16 protein-coding genes are annotated in these 16,848 nt (G+C 74.0%); 4 read left to right on the top strand and 12 right to left on the bottom strand.

The window, feature by feature from the left end:
- Nucleotides 1–12: 12 nt before the first annotated feature.
- Nucleotides 13–621, bottom strand: a complete 609-nt coding sequence (locus IMZ35_RS05235) for an isochorismatase family protein (RefSeq protein WP_199440294.1) — start codon at nt 619–621, stop codon at nt 13–15.
- 38 nt (nt 622–659) lie between these two features.
- Complete coding sequence (locus tag IMZ35_RS05230) at nt 660–1,796, bottom strand: isochorismate synthase (protein WP_229370776.1); 1,137 nt, start codon at nt 1,794–1,796, stop codon at nt 660–662.
- A 467-nt stretch (nt 1,797–2,263) separates the two neighbouring features.
- On the opposite strand from IMZ35_RS05230, the gene IMZ35_RS05225 reads away from it, so the two are divergent.
- Entirely contained in the window at nt 2,264–3,268 is a 1,005-nt protein-coding gene (locus IMZ35_RS05225) for a hypothetical protein (RefSeq protein WP_199439781.1), read from the top strand.
- A 109-nt stretch (nt 3,269–3,377) separates the two neighbouring features.
- Here the strand turns inward: IMZ35_RS05225 and IMZ35_RS05220 are convergent, their stop codons facing one another.
- The 3 genes from IMZ35_RS05220 to IMZ35_RS05210 are packed head-to-tail and all read right to left on the bottom strand — an operon-like array spanning nt 3,378 to nt 7,170.
- The gene (locus IMZ35_RS05220) at nt 3,378–5,678 is read right to left on the bottom strand and encodes a xanthine dehydrogenase family protein molybdopterin-binding subunit (RefSeq protein ID WP_199439780.1); all 2,301 of its coding nucleotides are present in this window, start codon (nt 5,676–5,678) and stop codon (nt 3,378–3,380) included.
- Nucleotides 5,675–6,670 carry an FAD binding domain-containing protein gene (locus tag IMZ35_RS05215; RefSeq protein WP_199439779.1) on the bottom strand — a complete coding sequence of 332 codons (996 nt, stop codon included), beginning with the start codon at nt 6,668–6,670 and terminating at the stop codon, nt 5,675–5,677. Before IMZ35_RS05215 ends, IMZ35_RS05220 begins: the two co-directional genes overlap by 4 nt.
- The gene (locus IMZ35_RS05210; RefSeq protein WP_307867774.1) at nt 6,667–7,170 is read right to left on the bottom strand and encodes a (2Fe-2S)-binding protein; all 504 of its coding nucleotides are present in this window, start codon (nt 7,168–7,170) and stop codon (nt 6,667–6,669) included. Before IMZ35_RS05210 ends, IMZ35_RS05215 begins: the two co-directional genes overlap by 4 nt.
- Before the next feature lie 104 nt (nt 7,171–7,274).
- On the opposite strand from IMZ35_RS05210, the gene IMZ35_RS05205 reads away from it, so the two are divergent.
- Nucleotides 7,275–7,928, top strand: coding sequence for a TetR/AcrR family transcriptional regulator (locus IMZ35_RS05205; RefSeq protein ID WP_199439778.1), 654 nt, complete (start codon nt 7,275–7,277; stop codon nt 7,926–7,928).
- A gap of 34 nt (nt 7,929–7,962) precedes the next feature.
- On the opposite strand, the gene IMZ35_RS05200 is transcribed toward IMZ35_RS05205, so the two are convergent.
- On the bottom strand, nt 7,963–8,661 hold the full coding sequence (locus IMZ35_RS05200; RefSeq protein ID WP_229370765.1) for a TetR/AcrR family transcriptional regulator: 699 nt from the start codon (nt 8,659–8,661) through the stop codon (nt 7,963–7,965).
- A gap of 122 nt (nt 8,662–8,783) precedes the next feature.
- On the opposite strand from IMZ35_RS05200, the gene IMZ35_RS05195 reads away from it, so the two are divergent.
- Nucleotides 8,784–9,740 (top strand): NAD(P)-dependent alcohol dehydrogenase, encoded by a 957-nt coding sequence (locus tag IMZ35_RS05195; protein WP_199440291.1) that lies wholly within the window; start codon nt 8,784–8,786, stop codon nt 9,738–9,740.
- Between the two features lie 36 nt (nt 9,741–9,776).
- Here IMZ35_RS05195 and IMZ35_RS05190 read toward each other — a convergent pair whose 3' ends face one another.
- From IMZ35_RS05190 to IMZ35_RS05175, 4 genes are all read right to left on the bottom strand, one after another.
- Nucleotides 9,777–10,136 carry a cupin domain-containing protein gene (locus IMZ35_RS05190; RefSeq protein WP_229370755.1) on the bottom strand — a complete coding sequence of 120 codons (360 nt, stop codon included), beginning with the start codon at nt 10,134–10,136 and terminating at the stop codon, nt 9,777–9,779.
- 130 nt (nt 10,137–10,266) lie between these two features.
- On the bottom strand, nt 10,267–11,622 hold the full coding sequence (locus IMZ35_RS05185) for a dihydrolipoamide acetyltransferase family protein (RefSeq protein WP_199439777.1): 1,356 nt from the start codon (nt 11,620–11,622) through the stop codon (nt 10,267–10,269).
- 88 nt (nt 11,623–11,710) lie between these two features.
- On the bottom strand, nt 11,711–12,685 hold the full coding sequence (locus tag IMZ35_RS05180; RefSeq protein ID WP_199439776.1) for an alpha-ketoacid dehydrogenase subunit beta: 975 nt from the start codon (nt 12,683–12,685) through the stop codon (nt 11,711–11,713).
- Nucleotides 12,682–13,785 carry a thiamine pyrophosphate-dependent enzyme gene (locus IMZ35_RS05175; protein WP_199439775.1) on the bottom strand — a complete coding sequence of 368 codons (1,104 nt, stop codon included), beginning with the start codon at nt 13,783–13,785 and terminating at the stop codon, nt 12,682–12,684. Before IMZ35_RS05175 ends, IMZ35_RS05180 begins: the two co-directional genes overlap by 4 nt.
- A gap of 186 nt (nt 13,786–13,971) precedes the next feature.
- Between IMZ35_RS05175 and IMZ35_RS05170 the strand changes: the two genes are divergently transcribed.
- Entirely contained in the window at nt 13,972–14,475 is a 504-nt protein-coding gene (locus IMZ35_RS05170; protein WP_199439774.1) for an Lrp/AsnC family transcriptional regulator, read from the top strand.
- Nucleotides 14,476–14,484: 9 nt separating this feature from the next.
- On the opposite strand, the gene IMZ35_RS05165 is transcribed toward IMZ35_RS05170, so the two are convergent.
- The gene (locus tag IMZ35_RS05165) at nt 14,485–15,339 is read right to left on the bottom strand and encodes an NYN domain-containing protein (RefSeq protein WP_199439773.1); all 855 of its coding nucleotides are present in this window, start codon (nt 15,337–15,339) and stop codon (nt 14,485–14,487) included.
- A gap of 56 nt (nt 15,340–15,395) precedes the next feature.
- Nucleotides 15,396–16,784, bottom strand: a complete 1,389-nt coding sequence (locus IMZ35_RS05160; RefSeq protein ID WP_307867773.1) for an MFS transporter — start codon at nt 16,782–16,784, stop codon at nt 15,396–15,398.
- Nucleotides 16,785–16,848 lie beyond the last annotated feature (64 nt).

Raw genomic sequence — 16,848 nt, 5'->3', positions numbered from 1 at the left:
GGAACGTGCTCGTCAGAGCGGCAGGCTGTCCAGCAGGGTGTCGACGGTGGTGACGCGCGCGCACCTCCCCGCGGCGTAGCGCAGCGCGGTGTCGTGCTCCTCGCGGGAGAAGTCGGCGACCGCGTCCGCCACCAGGAAGGCCTGGACGTCGCGCATGAACGCGTCCGCCGCGGTCATCAGGCAGCCGATGTGGGCGTAGATCCCGGTGATGACGAGCTGGTCGCGACCCCACCCGGCGAGCAGGTCGGCCAGTTCCGTGCGGTGGAAGGCGTTGTAGCGCCACTTGACCAGCGACACGTCGCCCTCCCGCGGTGCGAGCGCGTCCACGATCGCCGCGTCGTCGCCGCCGGACCCGACGCCGGCGCCCCACATGTCGAGCTGGAGCCCCCGCTGCTCGGGGGACTGGCCGCCGGGCTGGGCCGAGTACACCACGGGCACGCCGAGGGCCCGGCAGCGCCGGGTCAGGGCGTCGATGCCGTCGACCAGTTCCGTCAGCGGACTGGCGCCGGACGGGAAGGCCCGCACGAAGTGGTTCTGCATGTCGTGGACCAGCAGGACGGCCCGGTCCGGGTCCACCTCCCAGTCGATCCGGTTCGGCGGCAGCTCGGCCGCGACCGGCATCGGGTACGCGGAGATCGCGGGCAGCCTCGTCGTGGTGGTCACCGGTGGTCCTCCTCGATGTTCAGGGCGCGCAGCACGGCGCGGAACTTGGCGGCGGTCTCGGCCACCTCGCCGTCCGGAGTGGACTCCGGCACCACGCCGGCTCCGGCGAACAGCCTCAGCGAGCGGTCGCGCAGCTCGACGCACCGGATGGTCACCGCCCACTCGCCGTTCCCGCGGGCGTCGGTCCACCCGACCATCCCCGCGTAGAACCCCCGGTCGAACGGCTCCAGCTCGCGGATCAGCCTTCCCGCCGCCGCGGTCGGGAGCCCGCACACGGCCGGGGTCGGGTGCAGCGCCAGCGCGAGGTCGAGCGCGGTCACCCCGTCGCGGGGCACGCCGGTGACCCGACTGGACAGGTGCCACATGGTCCCGGTGCGCAGCAGCTCCGGCCGCTGCGGCACGGTCAGCTGCCGGCACAGCGGAGCGAGGCCGTCGGCGACCGCGTCGACCACCATCCGGTGCTCGCCCTGGTCCTTGGCCGAGTAGAGCAGCGCGGTGGCGTTCTGCCCGTCCCGCACCGGATCGGGGTGCCGCGGGGCCGATCCGGCGAGCGGGTTGGCGAGCACCGTCCCGTCGCGCTGCGACACCAGCAGTTCCGGGCTGGCGCCGACCAGGGTCCGATCGCCGAGGTCGATCGAGTAGACGTAGGCGCGGGGATCGCCCGCGGCGAGGGCGGCGACCAGCTCAGCGGGCCGCACGGCGCGGTCCCCGGTCAGCTCGATCGCCCTGGCGAGCACCACCTTGTCCAGGCCGCCGAGCTCCATGCGCCGCAGCGCTCCGGCCACCGCCGAGCGGTACTCGCCCACGTCCTCGGCCCCGCGCGACCAGCGGATCGCACCGGACGCGGGCGGCGGGGAGAACGCCTCCGCCGCCACGGGTGCGCCGTGCCGGACCGTGCTGGACAGCGCCAGCCGGGCGGGCTGGTCCAGGTCGAACGGGAAGGCGCCCACCAGCACGTCGTCCCCGGAGGCCGTGGCCAGGGCCGCGCGCGCGGCGTCCTCCGACAGCAGGTCGTGGACGGGGTCGGGTGCGAGCACGACACCGTTCGGCGAGGACAGCAGGAAGGACTCCGGCCGGTGGTCGCGCAGCAGGGCGGACCCGAGTTCCCGCTCCGGAGTTCGTACGCTCGGCAAGGGTGGCTCCGTTCGATGAGGTGCGAGGAGTGGTCGTGCCGGGCGCGTGCCGCCGCCGGCCCCGTCGTTCTCGGTGAGGAGGCGAGAAACGATCGCGTCCATTTCGCGCGCGGCTCCGATCGCCGGGAGCGGGGCCGCCGGTCGTCGTGGCCCTCTCTTTCGGGCTGTGCGGCGAACTGTGCCCGCGTCGCGCCTGTGCACGCTCCCTGAACTGCTCTTTCGCTTCTGTCCGGTCCGGTTTAATTGTTTTCCTGGTGGCGATCTACTTTCTTAAAATTAGCGTGGTGGTGCCCGTGTCGATAGGCGACGTGGATCACACCGCCGAAAGGCGCAATGACCGTGTCAAGCAATGATCAGGCCCTCTTGCGCCGTAATTGACACGGTTCTAGTATGGGCGACATTTTGCCCGGTCTCGTGGTCGTCCTCCGCCGCGGAACCGTCGGGGTGGTGCGGAAGAATCACCGACCATGTCTCTGCAACCCGCGTTCGCGGACTTCTCGGCGACCCCGCCCCGCACGGCGAACGCCTCCGTGCACGCCTCGCGCGCGCACGCCGCCGGCGACCACTGGACCGTCGGGGCGGGAGGGTCGGTGCGGCTGGTCTTCGACGCCGGGGCCCCGTCGGACGAGCTGACCCTGAAGATCCGCGCGCTGGTGTCGAAGAGCGGGCCGTCGGTGGGGCGCGCCCCGCTGGACGTCCTGGTCAACGACGAGCACGTGATCGCGGGTTTCCGGATTCCGGGCGGCGGCGACCTGCCGCAGACGATGGCGTTCGTCGTGCCCGCCGACCTGCTGCGCACGGGGCAGAACGTGCTGGAGCTGCGCAGCTCGCCGGACTCCTCGACGACGCTGCGGCTCTACCAGGTCCTGCTGGAGTCCGTCTGGGACCGGGACGCGGCCGAGCGGGCGCTGCGCGCGGAGGTCGCCGCAGAGGCGGCCCTCACCTACACCACGAGGTCCTCCGACGGGGACTGGCGGATCTGGCGTCCGGAGCCCCGGCTGCGGTTGTGGCTCCACGACGGTCGGGCGTCGCTGCCCGCCGAGCTGAGCTGGCGCGGCCGCGACGGTGGCGAGGCGTCCGTCGTGTTCACCGCGGAGCTGAACGCCTTCCTCGGGCACCTGCGCACCGCCGAGGGGGAGTGGCGCCAGTTCGAGGGTCACCTGGTCGAGCGGGCACCGCGCCCGCCGCGGCCCGCCGCGCGGTTCCGGACCGACGTCAACTGGGGCAGGACGTGGCACCGGGCGGGACTGCTGGGAGTGCACCTCGACGCCGGGATCGGGCGGCTCGACCGGATGAGCTGGCGGGACCAGCGCGGCGTCACCGCCTGGCTGGGCCTGTCCCGCGACGGCACCTCGTTCACCGGCCACCGGCAGAACGTGGGCGAGGGGCCCGTCGGGTACCGCGGCACCGCCGCGCACCCGTTCACCCCACCCGGCCTCTCCGGCCGGGACGAGCACCCGGGCGAGGGCTGACACCGGCCGGGGGGCCGCCGATCGGCGCCGGGCGCGGCGCGACGGCGCGACCGTCCGGTGTGGACCGTCCGCGGTGCTCCCCGCGCGGGGGAGCACCGCGGACCGCTCGCTACAGCAGGTCGTCCAGCGTGACGGGCAGGTCGCGCACGCGCCTGCCCGTCGCGTGGTGGACGGCGTTCGCGATGGCGGCGGCGACACCGGTGATGCCGACCTCGCCCGCGCCGAGCACGCCGGCGGGCATGGTCGGGTCGGGGTCGCCGAGGCAGTGGATCTCGATCGGCGGGACGTCCGCGTGCACCGGGACGTGGTACTCGGCCAGGCCGGGGTTCACGATCCGGCCGGTGCGCGGGTCGACGACCGTGGCCTCGGACAGCGCCATGCCGATGCCCATCACGATGCCGCCGCGCAGCTGGCTCGCGACGGTCTTCGCGTTGATCACCGTGCCGACGTCGAACGCGCCGACCCAGCGCGTCACCCTCACCTCGCCGGTGTGCGCGTCGACCCGGACCTCGCAGAACTGCGCGCCGCTCGCGGCCCGCACCCAGCGGCGGCGGTCGAGCAGGAACTTCGACATGAACCGCACCTGCCCGGCCACCGCGGCGAACCCGCGCTCGGCGCCCACCGCGGCGTCGAGCGAGGACCGTCCGGCCCTGGCCAGGATCGCCGCGTAGGTCTCGCCGCCGCGCGCCGCGTGCAGCCCGCCGTCCCGCGCCTGCACCTCGGCCGGCTTCGCGCCCCGCAGCGGGGAGTCGGCCGATCCGCGGGCCAGCGCCAACGCGGACCGCTTCAGCTTCTCGCAGGCGGCGAGGAGACTGCTGGCGATGCTCGCGGTCTGCGTCGAGCCGCTGGCCGCCGGTGCCGCGGGCAGCGTGCTGTCGCCGTGCTCGACCCGCACCGACTCGATCGGGACCCCGAGCGCGTCGGCGGCGATCTGCGCCTGGGCGGTCGCCGCGCCCATGCCCATCTCGTGCAGCCCGCAGCGCACCAGCACACCGCCGTCCGCGGAGATCCGCACGGTCACGTTGGCGGGGAACAGGTTCGCCGGGTGGAACGCGGTGGCCACCCCCGTGCCGACGAGCCACCTGCCGTCCCGCGTCGACCGGGGACGGAGCGAGCGCCCGGCCCAGCCGAAGCGCTCCGCGCCCAGCGCGTAGACCTCGCGCAGCTTCCGGTGGGAGAACCTCCTGCCGTCGATCGGGTCGCGCTCGGGTTCGTTGCGCATCCGCAGCTCGATCGGGTCGACGCCCAGCTCGTGCGCCAGCTCGTCGATCGCGGACTCCAGCGCGAACGACCCGATCGCCTCGCCGGGGGCGCGCATGTAGGTGTTGGGCACCAGGTCGAGCGCGATCTGCTTCTGCTCGACCAGGACGTTCTCGGCCGCGTAGGCGTACCGGGACAGCCCCGTGGCGGGCTCCGGGCCACCGCCGACCCGGCCGACCTGCGTCACGCTGGTGTGGATCAGGGCGGTCAGGGTGCCGTCCGCGTCGGCGCCCAGCGCGACGCGCTGCTCCGACGGGGAGCGCCCGCCGACCGTGCGGTAGACGCCCTCCCTGGTCAGCACCAGGCGCACCGGGCGGCCGACGACCCGCGCCGCGAGCACGGTGAGCAGCGTGCCGGCCCAGACGTGCCACTTGCCGCCGAACGCGCCCCCGACGAACGGCGCGATCACCCGCACGTTCTCGACCGGGACGCCGAACCGGTGCGCCAGGTGCTTGCGCGTCCAGTCGATGCCCTGCGTGGGCTCGTGCACGGTCAGCCGGTCGCCGTCCCACACCGCCGTCGTGGTGTGCAGCTCCAGCGCGTTGTGGTGGTGGACCGGGGTGGTGTAGAGGTGGTCCACGGCGACCGCGGCGGTGCTCAGCGCGGCCTCCGCGTCGCCCTTCGCGGCCCGGCCGGGGTCGACGACGCTCTTCTTCTGCGGGAGGGCGTTGCGCTTCTCGGTGGCGAAGTCCACGGTGGACGGGAGTTCCCGGTAGGTCGCTCGGACCAGGGACGCGGCGTGCAGCGCGATCTGCCGGCTCTCCGCCACGACGACTGCGACCGGCTGGCCGTCCCAGTGCACCTCGTCGCTGGCGAGGTGGTTCACCGTCGAGCCGGGCACCAGCGTCGACAGGTCCAGCACGCTCTGCGTCTTCACCGGTCGCATCGCCGGGGCGTTCTCGTGCGTGATCACCGCGAGCACGCCGTCGACGGCGAGCGCCGCCGCGCTGTCGATCCAGGTGACGCGACCGCGCGGGATCGTCGCGTGCACCAGCGCGGCGTGGGCGAGGCCGGGGTACGGGTGCTCCGCGGCGAACCTCGCCGCGCCGGTCGTCTTGACGACGCCGTCCACCCGGTCCACGGGTGCGCCCACGTAGGGACCGGACGTGCCGGTGGGCGGCGCGTCGGGGCGAGCCGGTGCCGTGGTCATGCCGCGCTCCCGTCGGTCAGCAGCTCCTGGAGCGTCGCCACGATCGTGCGCCGCGCCAGCTCGATCTTGAACGTGTTGTCGGGCAGGCCCGTCGCCGCGGCCAGCTCGGCGTCGGCGGCCCGCAGGAAGACCTCCTCGGTCGCCTCGGCGCCGAGCAGGACCCGCTCGGCCTGGTGAGCGCGCCACGGCTTCGCGGCGACCCCGCCCAGGGCGAGCCGGACGTCGGTGACCACGCCCTCGCGCACGTGCAGGGCCGCGGCGACGGACACCAGCGCGAACGCGTAGGACGCCCGGTCGCGCACCTTGCGGTAGTGCGACGCCGCCGCGACCGGCAGGTGCGGCAGCTCCACGGCGGTGATCAGCTCGTCGGCGGTGAGCACGGTCTCCACGTGGGGCGTCTCGCCCGGCAGCCGGTGCAGGTCGAGCAGCGGGACGCGCCGGGTGCCGCGCACGCTCTCCAGCTCGACGACCGCGTCCAGCGCGGCGAGCGCGACGGCCATGTCCGAGGGGTGGGTCGCGATGCAGTGCTCGCTGGCGCCGAGGACGGCGTGGTTGCGGTTGACGCCGCCGATCGCGTCGCAGCCCGCGCCGGGCTCGCGCTTGTTGCACGCCGACGCGTGGTCGTAGAAGTAGGGGCAGCGCGTGCGCTGCACGAGGTTCCCGCCGACCGTGGCCACGTTCCGCAGCTGTGCCGACGCCCCGCTGAGCAGCGCGCGGGACAGCACGGGGTAGCGCGAGCGGATCAGCGGGTCGGCGGCGAGCCGCGCGTTGCGCACCAGGGCGCCGATCCGGACGCCGCCGCCGGGCAGCTCCTCGATCGCGGTCAGCGGGAGCCCGGTGACGTCGACGAGCGTGTCGGGCCGTTCGACGCCCTCGCGCATCAGGTCCACGAGGTTCGTCCCACCGCCGAGGAACTTCGCGTTCGGCTCGGTGGAGACGACGCGGACGGCCGTCGCGACGTCGGGGGCGCTGACGTAGCCGAAGGGCCTCATCGGAGCTGCTCCGCGACGGCGACCTCGCGGACGGAGTCGACGATGCCGTTGTACGCGCCGCAGCGGCACAGGTTCCCGCTCATGCGCTCGCGGATCTCGGCGTCGGTCAGCTCCGGGTCCGGCTCGCACAGGTGCTCGGTCACCGCGCTCGGCGCACCCGCGGCGTGCTCGGCGAGCATCCCGATCGCCGAGCAGATCTGGCCGGGGGTGCAGTAGCCGCACTGGAGGCCGTCGTTCGCGACGAAGGCCGCCTGGAGCGGGTGGTCGACGCCCTCGACGGTGGTGATCTCCCGGCCGGAGTACTGCACGGCCAGCGCGAGGCAGGAGTTGATGCGCTCGCCGTCGACGAGCACCGTGCACGCGCCGCACGCGCCCTGGTCGCAGCCCTTCTTGGTGCCGGTCAGACCGAGCTCGTCGCGCAGCGCGTCGAGCAGGCTCACCCGCGGTTCCAGTTCGAGCACCGTCGTCGCCCCGTTGATGCGCATCCGTACCTCGGTCACGTGCGTTCTCCGTCCTGTGGTGGAGACGCCGAAGCTAACAGAACACCGTCTCCTTAACAAGAGAACGGTCGTCTCTTAAATCGGGGCCTATACTTCCCGCCGACATGGGACACCAGGGGTTCCTCAGGGCCAGACGCCCGGAGCACAAGCAGCAGCGGCGCGAGGCCATTCTCGCAGCCGCCCGCGAACTCGCGCTGAACTCGGGTGTCCGCACCGTCAGCCTCGGCGGCGTCGCGTCGGCCGTGGGACTGGCCAAGTCCAACGTGACCCGGTACTTCGGCACCCGCGAGGAGATCTACCTCGAACTCACCGCCGAGGGCTGGCGCGAGTGGGGGCGGGCGGTCGCCGAGCGGCTCGACGGCGCGAGCGGGCCGGACGCCGTCGTGGACGCGCTCGCCGAACCGTTCCTGGCGCTGCCGCTGTTCTGCGACCTCCTCGGCCAGGTGTCGACGATCTTGGAGCACAACGTCTCGGTCGACGCGGCACGGCACTTCAAGCACACGATGTACGACGTCGTCGCCGAGGTCGCCCCGCTGGTCGTGGCGGCGCACCCGACGCTGACCGAGAGCGAGGCCGCCGAGATCGTCCAGGCCGCCTCCGGCGTGGCCGGACTGCTCTACCCGCTGATCACCCCGCCCCCGACCCTCGTGCGGCTCTACGAGCAGGACGAGCGGCTGGCGGCGTCCTGCCCGGAGTTCCTGCCGTCGATGAAGCGGCTGATCGCCGCCGTGATCGCCGGTCTGCCGACCCTGCGCTGAACCCGGCGGGGCACGCGTCACGGCGTGTCGCCCTTCAGGAGGGGGGACGGCGGATCTCGGTCCGCCGCTCGTGCACGTCGTGCAGGTCGAGCGGTGCCGGTGGCGGCAGGGGCGCCGGCGGGCCGGTGTGATCGGCTCGGAAGGACTGGAGCAGGTAGGCCACCAACCTCCGGGACGCGACCGCCGCCGCCGTGCCGGTGCTGGCGAGGAGGCCGTTGTTGGCCAGGACGAGGAGCACCAGGTCCGACGGGTCGAAGTCCGCGCGCAGGTGGCCCGACGCCTGCGCCCGCCGCACGAGTTCGGTGAGTCCGCGCTCGGCGGTCGCCCGTTTCTCCTCGAAGTCGATCGCCTCGGGGAATGCCGTGAGAAATGCTGCGGTGAATCCGCTGTCGGCCACCTGCAAACTGCGCAGCTTCTCGATGCCGGTGCAGAACCCGCGCCACGGGTCGGGGTCGTCGAGAGCGTCGTCGAGCGCCGATGCGCAGTCGTCGAGCTGATCGACGAACATCTCCGTGATCAGCGCCTCCCTGGTGGGGAAGCGCCGGTACAGCGTGGCCACGCCGACACCCGCGCGCCGGGCGATGGCGGTCATCGGGACGTCGAGCCCACGGGTGGTGAGCACCTCGCGCGCGGCGTCGAGGATGCGCTCGCGGTTGTGCAGCGCGTCGGAGCGCAACCGCACCGCGTCGGCGCCTGCGGGGTCCGGTGTCATCCGAGAGGGATCGGCGGTCATGTCTCTCACATTAGCTGCAGGCGGTTCGGAACCCCGTCGTGCGCGATAGCGTGAATCCGAGCGGAAGACGTCGATCTCCGCAGTTCATTCTCCGGTAGAACGGAACACGATTCGTGAACGAGATGCGTGCTGCCCTGTACGACCGCTACGGGCCGCCAGAGGTGTTGTACGAAGGAGTGGTGCCCGCGCCGGTCGCCGGTCCGGGGACGGTGCTCGTGCGGGTCCGCGCCGCCAGCGTGAACGGCGGCGAACTGGCGGGCCGGGCGGGCCGGGTCCGGTTCGCGACCGCTCTGGCGAGCCGGGGCTTCCCGAAGCGGGTGGGGATCGACTTCGCCGGGGAGGTCGCCGCCGTCGGACCCGGTGTCACGGAGCACGCCGTCGGCGACGCGGTGTGGGGAGGACTGCCGCGGAGGTTCGGCAGCGCGGCCGAGTTCGTGGCCGTGCCTCCCCGGCAACTGGCCCTCGCCCCGGCCGGGATCGACCCGGTGCGGGCGGCGGCCCTGCCCGGCGTCGGCACGACGGCCATCACCGCGCTGCGCGACCACGCCCGGCTCCGGGAGGGACAGCGGCTGCTGGTGCGGGGGGCCGCCGGTGGGGTCGGCAGCGTCGCCGTGCAGCTCGGCAGGGCGTACGGCGCGCACGTCACCGCTCTGGCCGGTGCCCGGCACGCCGAGTTCGTCCGCGAACTCGGCGCCCACGAGGTGTTCGACCGCGCGAGCACCGGTCCCGCCGACCTCGGCCGCTTCGACGTCGTCCTCAACACCGTCGGCGGCGGGTTCCAGCCCTACCGGCGTCTGCTGACCAGGACGGGGCGCATGGTGTCGATCAGCTTCGACGTGGACCACCCGGTGCGGTCGCTGGCCCACATCGCGGGAACCGCGGTGTTCGGTTCCCGGCGGGTGCGGTTCTTCAGCGGCAACCCGGGGCACGACCTCTTCGCCGAGCTGACCCGGCTCGTGGAGAGCGGAGCGATCCGGCCCGTCGTGGACCGGGTGTTCCCGCTGGCCGACATCGCCGGAGCGCACCGCGCCCTGGAGGCGGGCGGCGTCCGCGGGAAGATCGTGGTCGAGATCGGCTGAGCGCCGCCGGACCGGCCGCCGGCGGGACCACGTCGGTCATCCGGCGACCGTGCGGATCTCCAGCATCGTGCAACCGGGGCCGGTGACGTACGGGCCGTGCGGCATTCCCGGCCGCCGGGACGCGTAGCTGCCCGCGACGTGCGTCTCGCCCGAGGTGAGGTCGGTCAGCTCACCGGTCAGGAGGTAGACCTCCTCGTGGTACTGGTGCCGGATCACCCCGGAGGCGGAGGTGTCCAGGCCGGGGGCCCAGCGGGCGATCCTGGTGAGGGTGACGCCGTCGGAGCCCCGGCTGAGGACCCGTTCCGACACACCGGGCGACGCGGGGTCCTCCCGCCAGGGCAGTGCGTCCACCTCGAAGAACTCGTGCTCGTCGCGCATGTCACGATCTTCGCTCATCGCGACGACGGCGACGACGGGGCACCGGGGCGCGTCCCCGGTCCCCGCCGTCCACCTCCGCGGACGATCGGAAGCGTCGTCCGGTGGTGTGGTCACAGCGCAGTCCTCCGACCGGCCGCCGGTCGGCCGGTCAGAGGACGGCGAGCCCCGGCTGGGTGAGCTGCGCCGCGGTGTCGGCCAGGAGCTGCGATCCCTGCTGCCCGTCCAGCACGCGGTGGTCGAACGACAGGGCGAGCTGCGTGACCCACCGCGGCTCGATGCGCTCGCCGTGCCGGTCCTCCACGACCCACGGCATCCGCCGCACGGCGCCGAGAGCCAGGATCGCCGTCTCGCCGGGGTTCAGGATCGGGGTGCCGGTGTCGATGCCGAACACGCCGATGTTGGTGATGGTGACGGTGCCGCCCGCCATCGCCGCGGGTTCGGTCCTGCCCGCGCGCGCCGTCGCGGCCAGGTCGTTGATCGCGAGCGTCAGGTCGAGCAGCGAGAGGCGCTGCGCGCTCTTGACGTTGGGCACGACCAGCCCGCGCGGCGTGGCCGCGGCGATGCCGAGGTTGACCTCCGCCAGCTGGACGATCTCCTGCGCCCGCTCGTCCCACCGGGAGTTGGCCTCGGGGGTGCGGGCGAGGGCGTGCAGGAACGCGCGGGCGACCAGGGCGAGCGGGCTGAGCTTGACGTCGCGGAACTCCGGCCGCCGGGCGATCTCCTCGCGCAGCTCCATCGTCCTGGTCACGTCGATCGTGACGAACTCCGTCACGTGCGGCGCGGTGAACGCGGACGCCGTCACCGCCGCGGCGGTGTGCTTGCGCACGCCCCTGATCGGGATGCGGAGGTCGCCGCCCGCGAGAACCTCCGGCGCGGTGGCCCCGGTCGCGACGGCCCGGTGCGCGGCGACCTCGCGAGCGGCGACCCGGTGCGCGGCGGCCTCGGGCGCGGCGGTCTTGTTCGCGGCGGTCTCGTACGCGGCGGGAGCCTGCTCGGACGCCCGGAGCACGTCGGCGCGGGTGATCACACCGCCCGCCCCGGTCGGCGTGACCGCGGCGAGGTCGACGCCCGCGTCCCTGGCCAGCTTGCGGACCGGCGGCTTCGCCAGCGGCCGGGCGGCGGGCGCCGCCTCCGCCACCGGGGCAGCGGGGGCCCCGCCCCGCCTGCGGCGGCGGTGCGCGCCGGGTTCCCTCGCGCCGTAGCCGACGAGGAGCTGCGGGTCGTCGGTGGTGGTCGGCCGCTCGTCGGCGGCCGCGCCGGACTCGACGCTGATGATCACCCGGCCGACCGCGACGGTCTCGCCCGCCTCGGCGTGCAGCGCGCTGACCCGGCCGGCGAACGGGCTGGGCAGCTCCACCACCGACTTCGCCGTCTCGATCTCCACGACCGGCTGGTTGACCTCGACGAGGTCACCGGGCCGGACCAGCCAGGAGACGATCTCGGCCTCGGTCAGGCCCTCGCCCACGTCGGGGAGGTGGAACTGGGACGTGGTCGCCGTGCTCACGGTCTTCTCCTGGGTCGAGTTCCGGAGGTGTCGTCCGGTGGGGCCGCTCGGCGCGGCTGGTGCCGGACACCGACTCCTGACGTGCGGTCTAGTGTTCGAAGGTGCGGTCCACGGCGTCGAGCACCCGGTCCACACCCGGCAGCCAGTCCTCCTCCAGGCGGCTCGGCGGGTACGGGGTGTCGTAGCCGGTGACCCGCTGGACCGGCGCCTCCAGCGAGTAGAACGCCCGGTCCTGCACGCGGGCGGCGATCTCCGCGCCGAGTCCGGCCGTCCGGGACGCCTCGTGCGCGACGACCAGCCGCCCGGTGCGCCGCACCGAGTCCAGGATCGTCGCGTCGTCGATCGGGGACAGGCACCGCAGGTCGATCACCTCGGCGGAGCGGCCCTCCTCGGCGCAGATCCGCGCGACCTCCAGCGCCACGGGCACCAGGGCCCCGTAGGTGACCACGGTGACGTCGTCGCCCGCCCGCAGCACGCGCGCCCGCTCCACCGGAGCGGGCACCGCGTCGAGGTCGAGCTCCCCCTTGCGCCAGTACGAGCGCTTGGGCTCCAGGAACACCACCGGGTCGTCGCTGCGGACCGCCTGCCGGACCAGGTCGTAGGCGTCCTGCGGCGAGGAGGGGCAGACGACCTTCAGACCCGCGGTGTGCGCGAAGTACGCCTCGGGCGACTCGGAGTGGTGCTCGATCGCGCCGATGCCGCCGCCGACGGGGATGCGGACGACCACGGGCAGCGAGGCCCTGCCCTCCGCGCGGTGCCGGTACTTCGCGAGCTGGGTGACGATCTGGTTCATGGCGGGGAAGACGAAGCCGTCGAACTGGATCTCGCAGACGGGCCGGTACCCGGCCATCGCCAGGCCGATCGCGCTGCCCACGATGCCGGCCTCGCCCAGCGGGGAGTCCACGACGCGGAGGTCCCCGAAGTCCTTCTGGAGACCGTCGGTGACCCGGAAGACGCCGCCGAGACGGCCGATGTCCTCGCCGATGAGCACCACGCGGTCGTCGTCCTCCATCGCCCGGCGCAGTCCGGCGTTGAGCGCGTGCGCCATCGCGGTGGGGCTCATCGCGCGTCCTCCTGTCCCGCCGCCACGAACTCGGTGTGCTCGCTCAGCTGCCCGGCCAGCTCGGCGGGCAGGTCGACGTAGGTGTTGCGGAACGACGAGTCCGGCGGCGGGTCGGGCAGCGCGCGGCACCCGGTGCGCAGCCGCTCGCCCAGGGCGCGCTCCTGCGCCTCCAGCTTCGCGAAGTGGGCGGCGTCGGCCGCCCCCGAGGACACGAGATGACGCCGCAAGCGCTCGATCGGGTCCCGCGCGGCCCAGGCGTCGTTCTCCGAACCGGACCGGTAGCGGCCGTCGTCGTCGGACGTCGTGTGCGGGTTGCGGCAGTAGGTGAACGCCTCGATCAGCGTCGGGCCGTTCCCGGCGCGCGCCGAGTCCAGCGCGTCGCGGGTCGCGGACAGGCAGGCCAGCACGTCGTTGCCGTCGACCCGGACGCCGGGGAACCCGAAGCCCTGCGCCCGCTGGGCCACCGGGACCCGGCTCTGCACCGAGTACGGCGAGGAGATCGCCCACTGGTTGTTCTGGCAGAAGAAGACGATCGGCAGGCTCTGCGCGGCGGCCCACACGAACGCCTCGTTCGTCTCGCCCTCGCTGAGCGACCCGTCGCCGAGGAACACCAGCACCGCGCGGTCGCGGCCGGGGTCGCCCGTGCCCACGTCGCCGTCGCGCACGATCCCCATCGCGTAGCCCACGGCGTGCAGCGTCTGCGCGCCGATGACCAGCGTGTAGAGCTGGAAGTTGTTGCTCGCCGGGTCCCAGCCGCCCAGCGTGGTGCCCCGGAACAGGCCGAGGAGGCTGACCGGGTCCACGTCGCGGCACCAGGCGACGCCGTGCTCGCGGTAGGTCGGGAAGACGACGTCGCGCGGCGTCGCGGCCCGGCCCGCGCCGACCTGCGCCGCCTCCTGGCCGAGCAGCGACGGCCACAGGCCCAGCTCGCCCTGCCGCTGCAAGGCGATGGCCTCGGTGTCGATCCGCCGGGTCATGACCATGTCGCGGTGCAGCGCCCGCAGCTCGGCCGGGCCGAACGGGCCGGCCGGGCCGGCCGGTCCGGCGTGCGCGGTGAACGTCCCGTCGGGAGCCAGCAGGGACAGCGGTTCGGTGCTCATCGCCCGGCCTTCCTTCCTCCCCGGCCCCCGGCGGTGGTGCCCGGAACTGTGAGCACAAGGTCGTTCAGGCGTGCTGAAAGGTCAACAGCTTCTCCCACAACTGCTCGATTCGTATAGTGGGACTCGACGCAAGGCTGCTCACCTGCGTGTTCTGCCCAGGAGACCGATCCGTGCGAGGAGTGGGACGTGGCCGAGATCGACCGCCTGGACGCCGAGATCATCGGCAGGCTGACCGTCGACTCCCGGATGAGCGTCGCCGAGCTGTCCGCGCACCTGGGGGTCACCCGCAGCACCGTGCAGGCCCGCCTCAAGCGGCTGGAGGACACCGGCGTGCTCGGCGGGTTCCGCCCGGAGCTGGACCTGGACCGCATCGGCGTCCACGTGCAGGCGTTCGTCGCGATCGAGCTCGACCAGAAGCGCCTCGGGGAGGTCACCGCGGCGCTGGCGCGCGTGCCCGAGGTCCTGGAGGTCGTCACCCAGGCGGGCCGGGAGGACCTCGTGGCCAGGGTCGCCTCCAGCACGCACAAGACGTTGCAGGAGGTGGTCACCGTGATCATCGACCTGCCCGGCGTGCGCCACACCACGACGACCCTGGCGGTGTCGACGCCGGTGCCCTACCGGCTCCAGCCGCTGCTGGACAAGCTGACCGAGGGTCGCGGGTGGGGCCGCTCGACCCCCGGCCCGCTGTGAGACCGCCGGTCAGTCGACGCGGACCTCGAACGCCTGCGGGTACTTCTTGCCCGGCGTCGGTGCCGGTGACCCGGTGAACGACACGGCCGTCCCGGAGCGCAGCTCGGTGCGGCCGCCGGGCAGCTGGTCGCGCGACACGAACCACGACGCGCCGCGGCTGTCGGTGATGAACCCGTGCGGCTGCCCCGCGCGCCAGCCGGTCACGGTGCCGCGGCGGCGGCCGCGCGGAGCGCCGGCGGGGGAGGCCACGACCGCGGTGGAGCGCACGAACGGACTGCGCAGGGGAACGCCGGAGCGCTCGGCGGCGGCGAACAGGGCGTCGAAGGCGGGGGTGCGGGTGGCCGCGGCCCGCAGCGGCGCGGCGGTGCGCGGCGTCGAGGCCGACGGGGGCAGGACGGGGAAGGTGGCCGGGTCGGGGTCGGCGACCGGCACGACCACCTGCACGCCGCGCGCGACCAGCCGGGTCACCAGCGGCGCGAAGTCGGCGTCGCCGGTGATCAGCACGACCTGGTCCAGCGGCGCGGTGGTGGCGCGGTCCCAGACCTCCAGCGCGAGGTGGACGTCCACGCCCTTCTCCTTGCCGCCGTGCAGCGGCAGGTCGTGCCGGGCGACCCCGGCGGCGGCCAGGACGGCGTCGAAGGACGTCGCCGGGGTGGCGATGCGCCCGCGGACGTAGTGCGCCTCCTGCACGCGGCAGTCGGCGAGGTCGCCGCCGGTCTCGGTGTGCGCGTACCAGCGCAGCGCGTCGTGCAGGCCGTCGAGGGCGATGCGGGCCGCGCGCGGGTGGACGGTGGCGTAGAAGTCGCTCAGGTAGGCGAACCACGTGCCGTCGTAGAACACACCGATGCGCACGACCTTCCCCACGCCACCGACCCTACCTCCCGGCCGCCACCGGGTGAGACGCCCGGACCGCCGCGGCGCTACCTGCCGGGGCGCAGGAACACGGCGGCCAGCACCGCGGTGAGCGCGCACAGCGCCGCGTTGACGCCCACGGCCGCGGTGATCCCGCTCAGCACGCCGCCGTCGAGCCGGGCCGTGACGACCGCGCTCATCACCGGGATGCCCGTCGTGATGCCGATCTGCTGGCTGGTGGTCGCGAGACCCGTGGCGAGGCCCTGCTCCCGGTCCGGCAGCCCCGAGGTGGCGGTGACGACGAAGCCGACGATCGCGACGAGGTTGCCCACGCCACCGGCGAACGTCGCGACGAGCAGCAGCGCGATCCAGCCCGGCTCGTGGCCGAGCAGCACCAGCGGCGCGGTCGCGACCGCCTGCACGCCGGACCCCAGGACGAGGGTGCTGCGAGTGCCCAGCACCGCGATCAGCCGCGGCCCGACCGCCCCGCCGAGCACGGTGCCCACGCCCAGGACGGCGAAGGACAGCCCGGCGGCGAGCGGCGAGTACCCCAGCACGTCCTGGAGGTAGAGGGTCAGCAGGAACACCAGGGACGTCTCGGTCGCGAACGCGAGCAGCCCGACGACGTTCCCCCACCCGACCGTGCGGCGCCCCAGGACCGCCACCGGCACCAGCGGGTCGGCGGCTCGCCGCTCGACCAGCCAGAACCAGGCCAGCAGCACGGCACCGGCGAGCAGGGAGCCGAACGCGGCCGGGTCCGTCCACGACGTGCGGCCCGCGGTCGTCAGGCCGAACACGACGGCCAGCAGTCCGGAGGTGACGGTGAGCGCGCCGAGCACGTCGAGCCGCGCCCGCCGCTCCGGCCCGTCCGCGGGCAGCACGGCGGGCGCGAGGAGCAGCACGGCCACCGCGACGGGGACGTTGAGGAAGAACGCCCAGCGCCAGCTCAGCAGGTCGGTGAGCACACCGCCCAGCACCGCCCCGGTGGTGAAGCCCGCCGCCATCAGCGCGCCGTTGAGGCCGAGCGCCCGGTCCCGCAGCGGCCCCTCGGGGAACGACGTGGTCAGCAGCGACAGCGCCGCCGGGGTGACGGCCGCGGTGGCGAGCCCCTGGGCGACGCGGGCGGCGAGCAGCACGCCCGGTGAGGTGGCGACGCCGCCGGCGAGGGACGCGACCCCCAGCAGCGCCACGCCCGCCAGGAAGACGCGGCGACGGCCGACCAGGTCGGCGACCCGGCCGAACAGGAGGGTGCAGCCCGCCGAGCACAGCGCGAACGACGTGGCGATCCACTGGAGGTGCTCCAGCGGCAGGCCCACGTCGGAGCCGATGGCGGGCAGGGCGACGGTGAGGACGGAGAAGTCGACGGCCAGGGTGAAGCTCGCGGTGAGCAGCAGGGCGAGCGCCACCCGCTGCCTCGCGCTCATCGCGGGCGGGACGCGTCGATCGGTGTCGGTCACGGGAAGGACCTCTCGGTGCACGGGGATCGGACACCGCCACCGTCGGCGCGTTCGGCGCGGTGAA

It is taken from the genome of Umezawaea beigongshangensis, assembly GCF_016464305.1.
Classification (GTDB): domain Bacteria; phylum Actinomycetota; class Actinomycetes; order Mycobacteriales; family Pseudonocardiaceae; genus Umezawaea_A; species Umezawaea_A beigongshangensis.
This window is presented reverse-complemented; position numbering and strand designations above follow the sequence as displayed.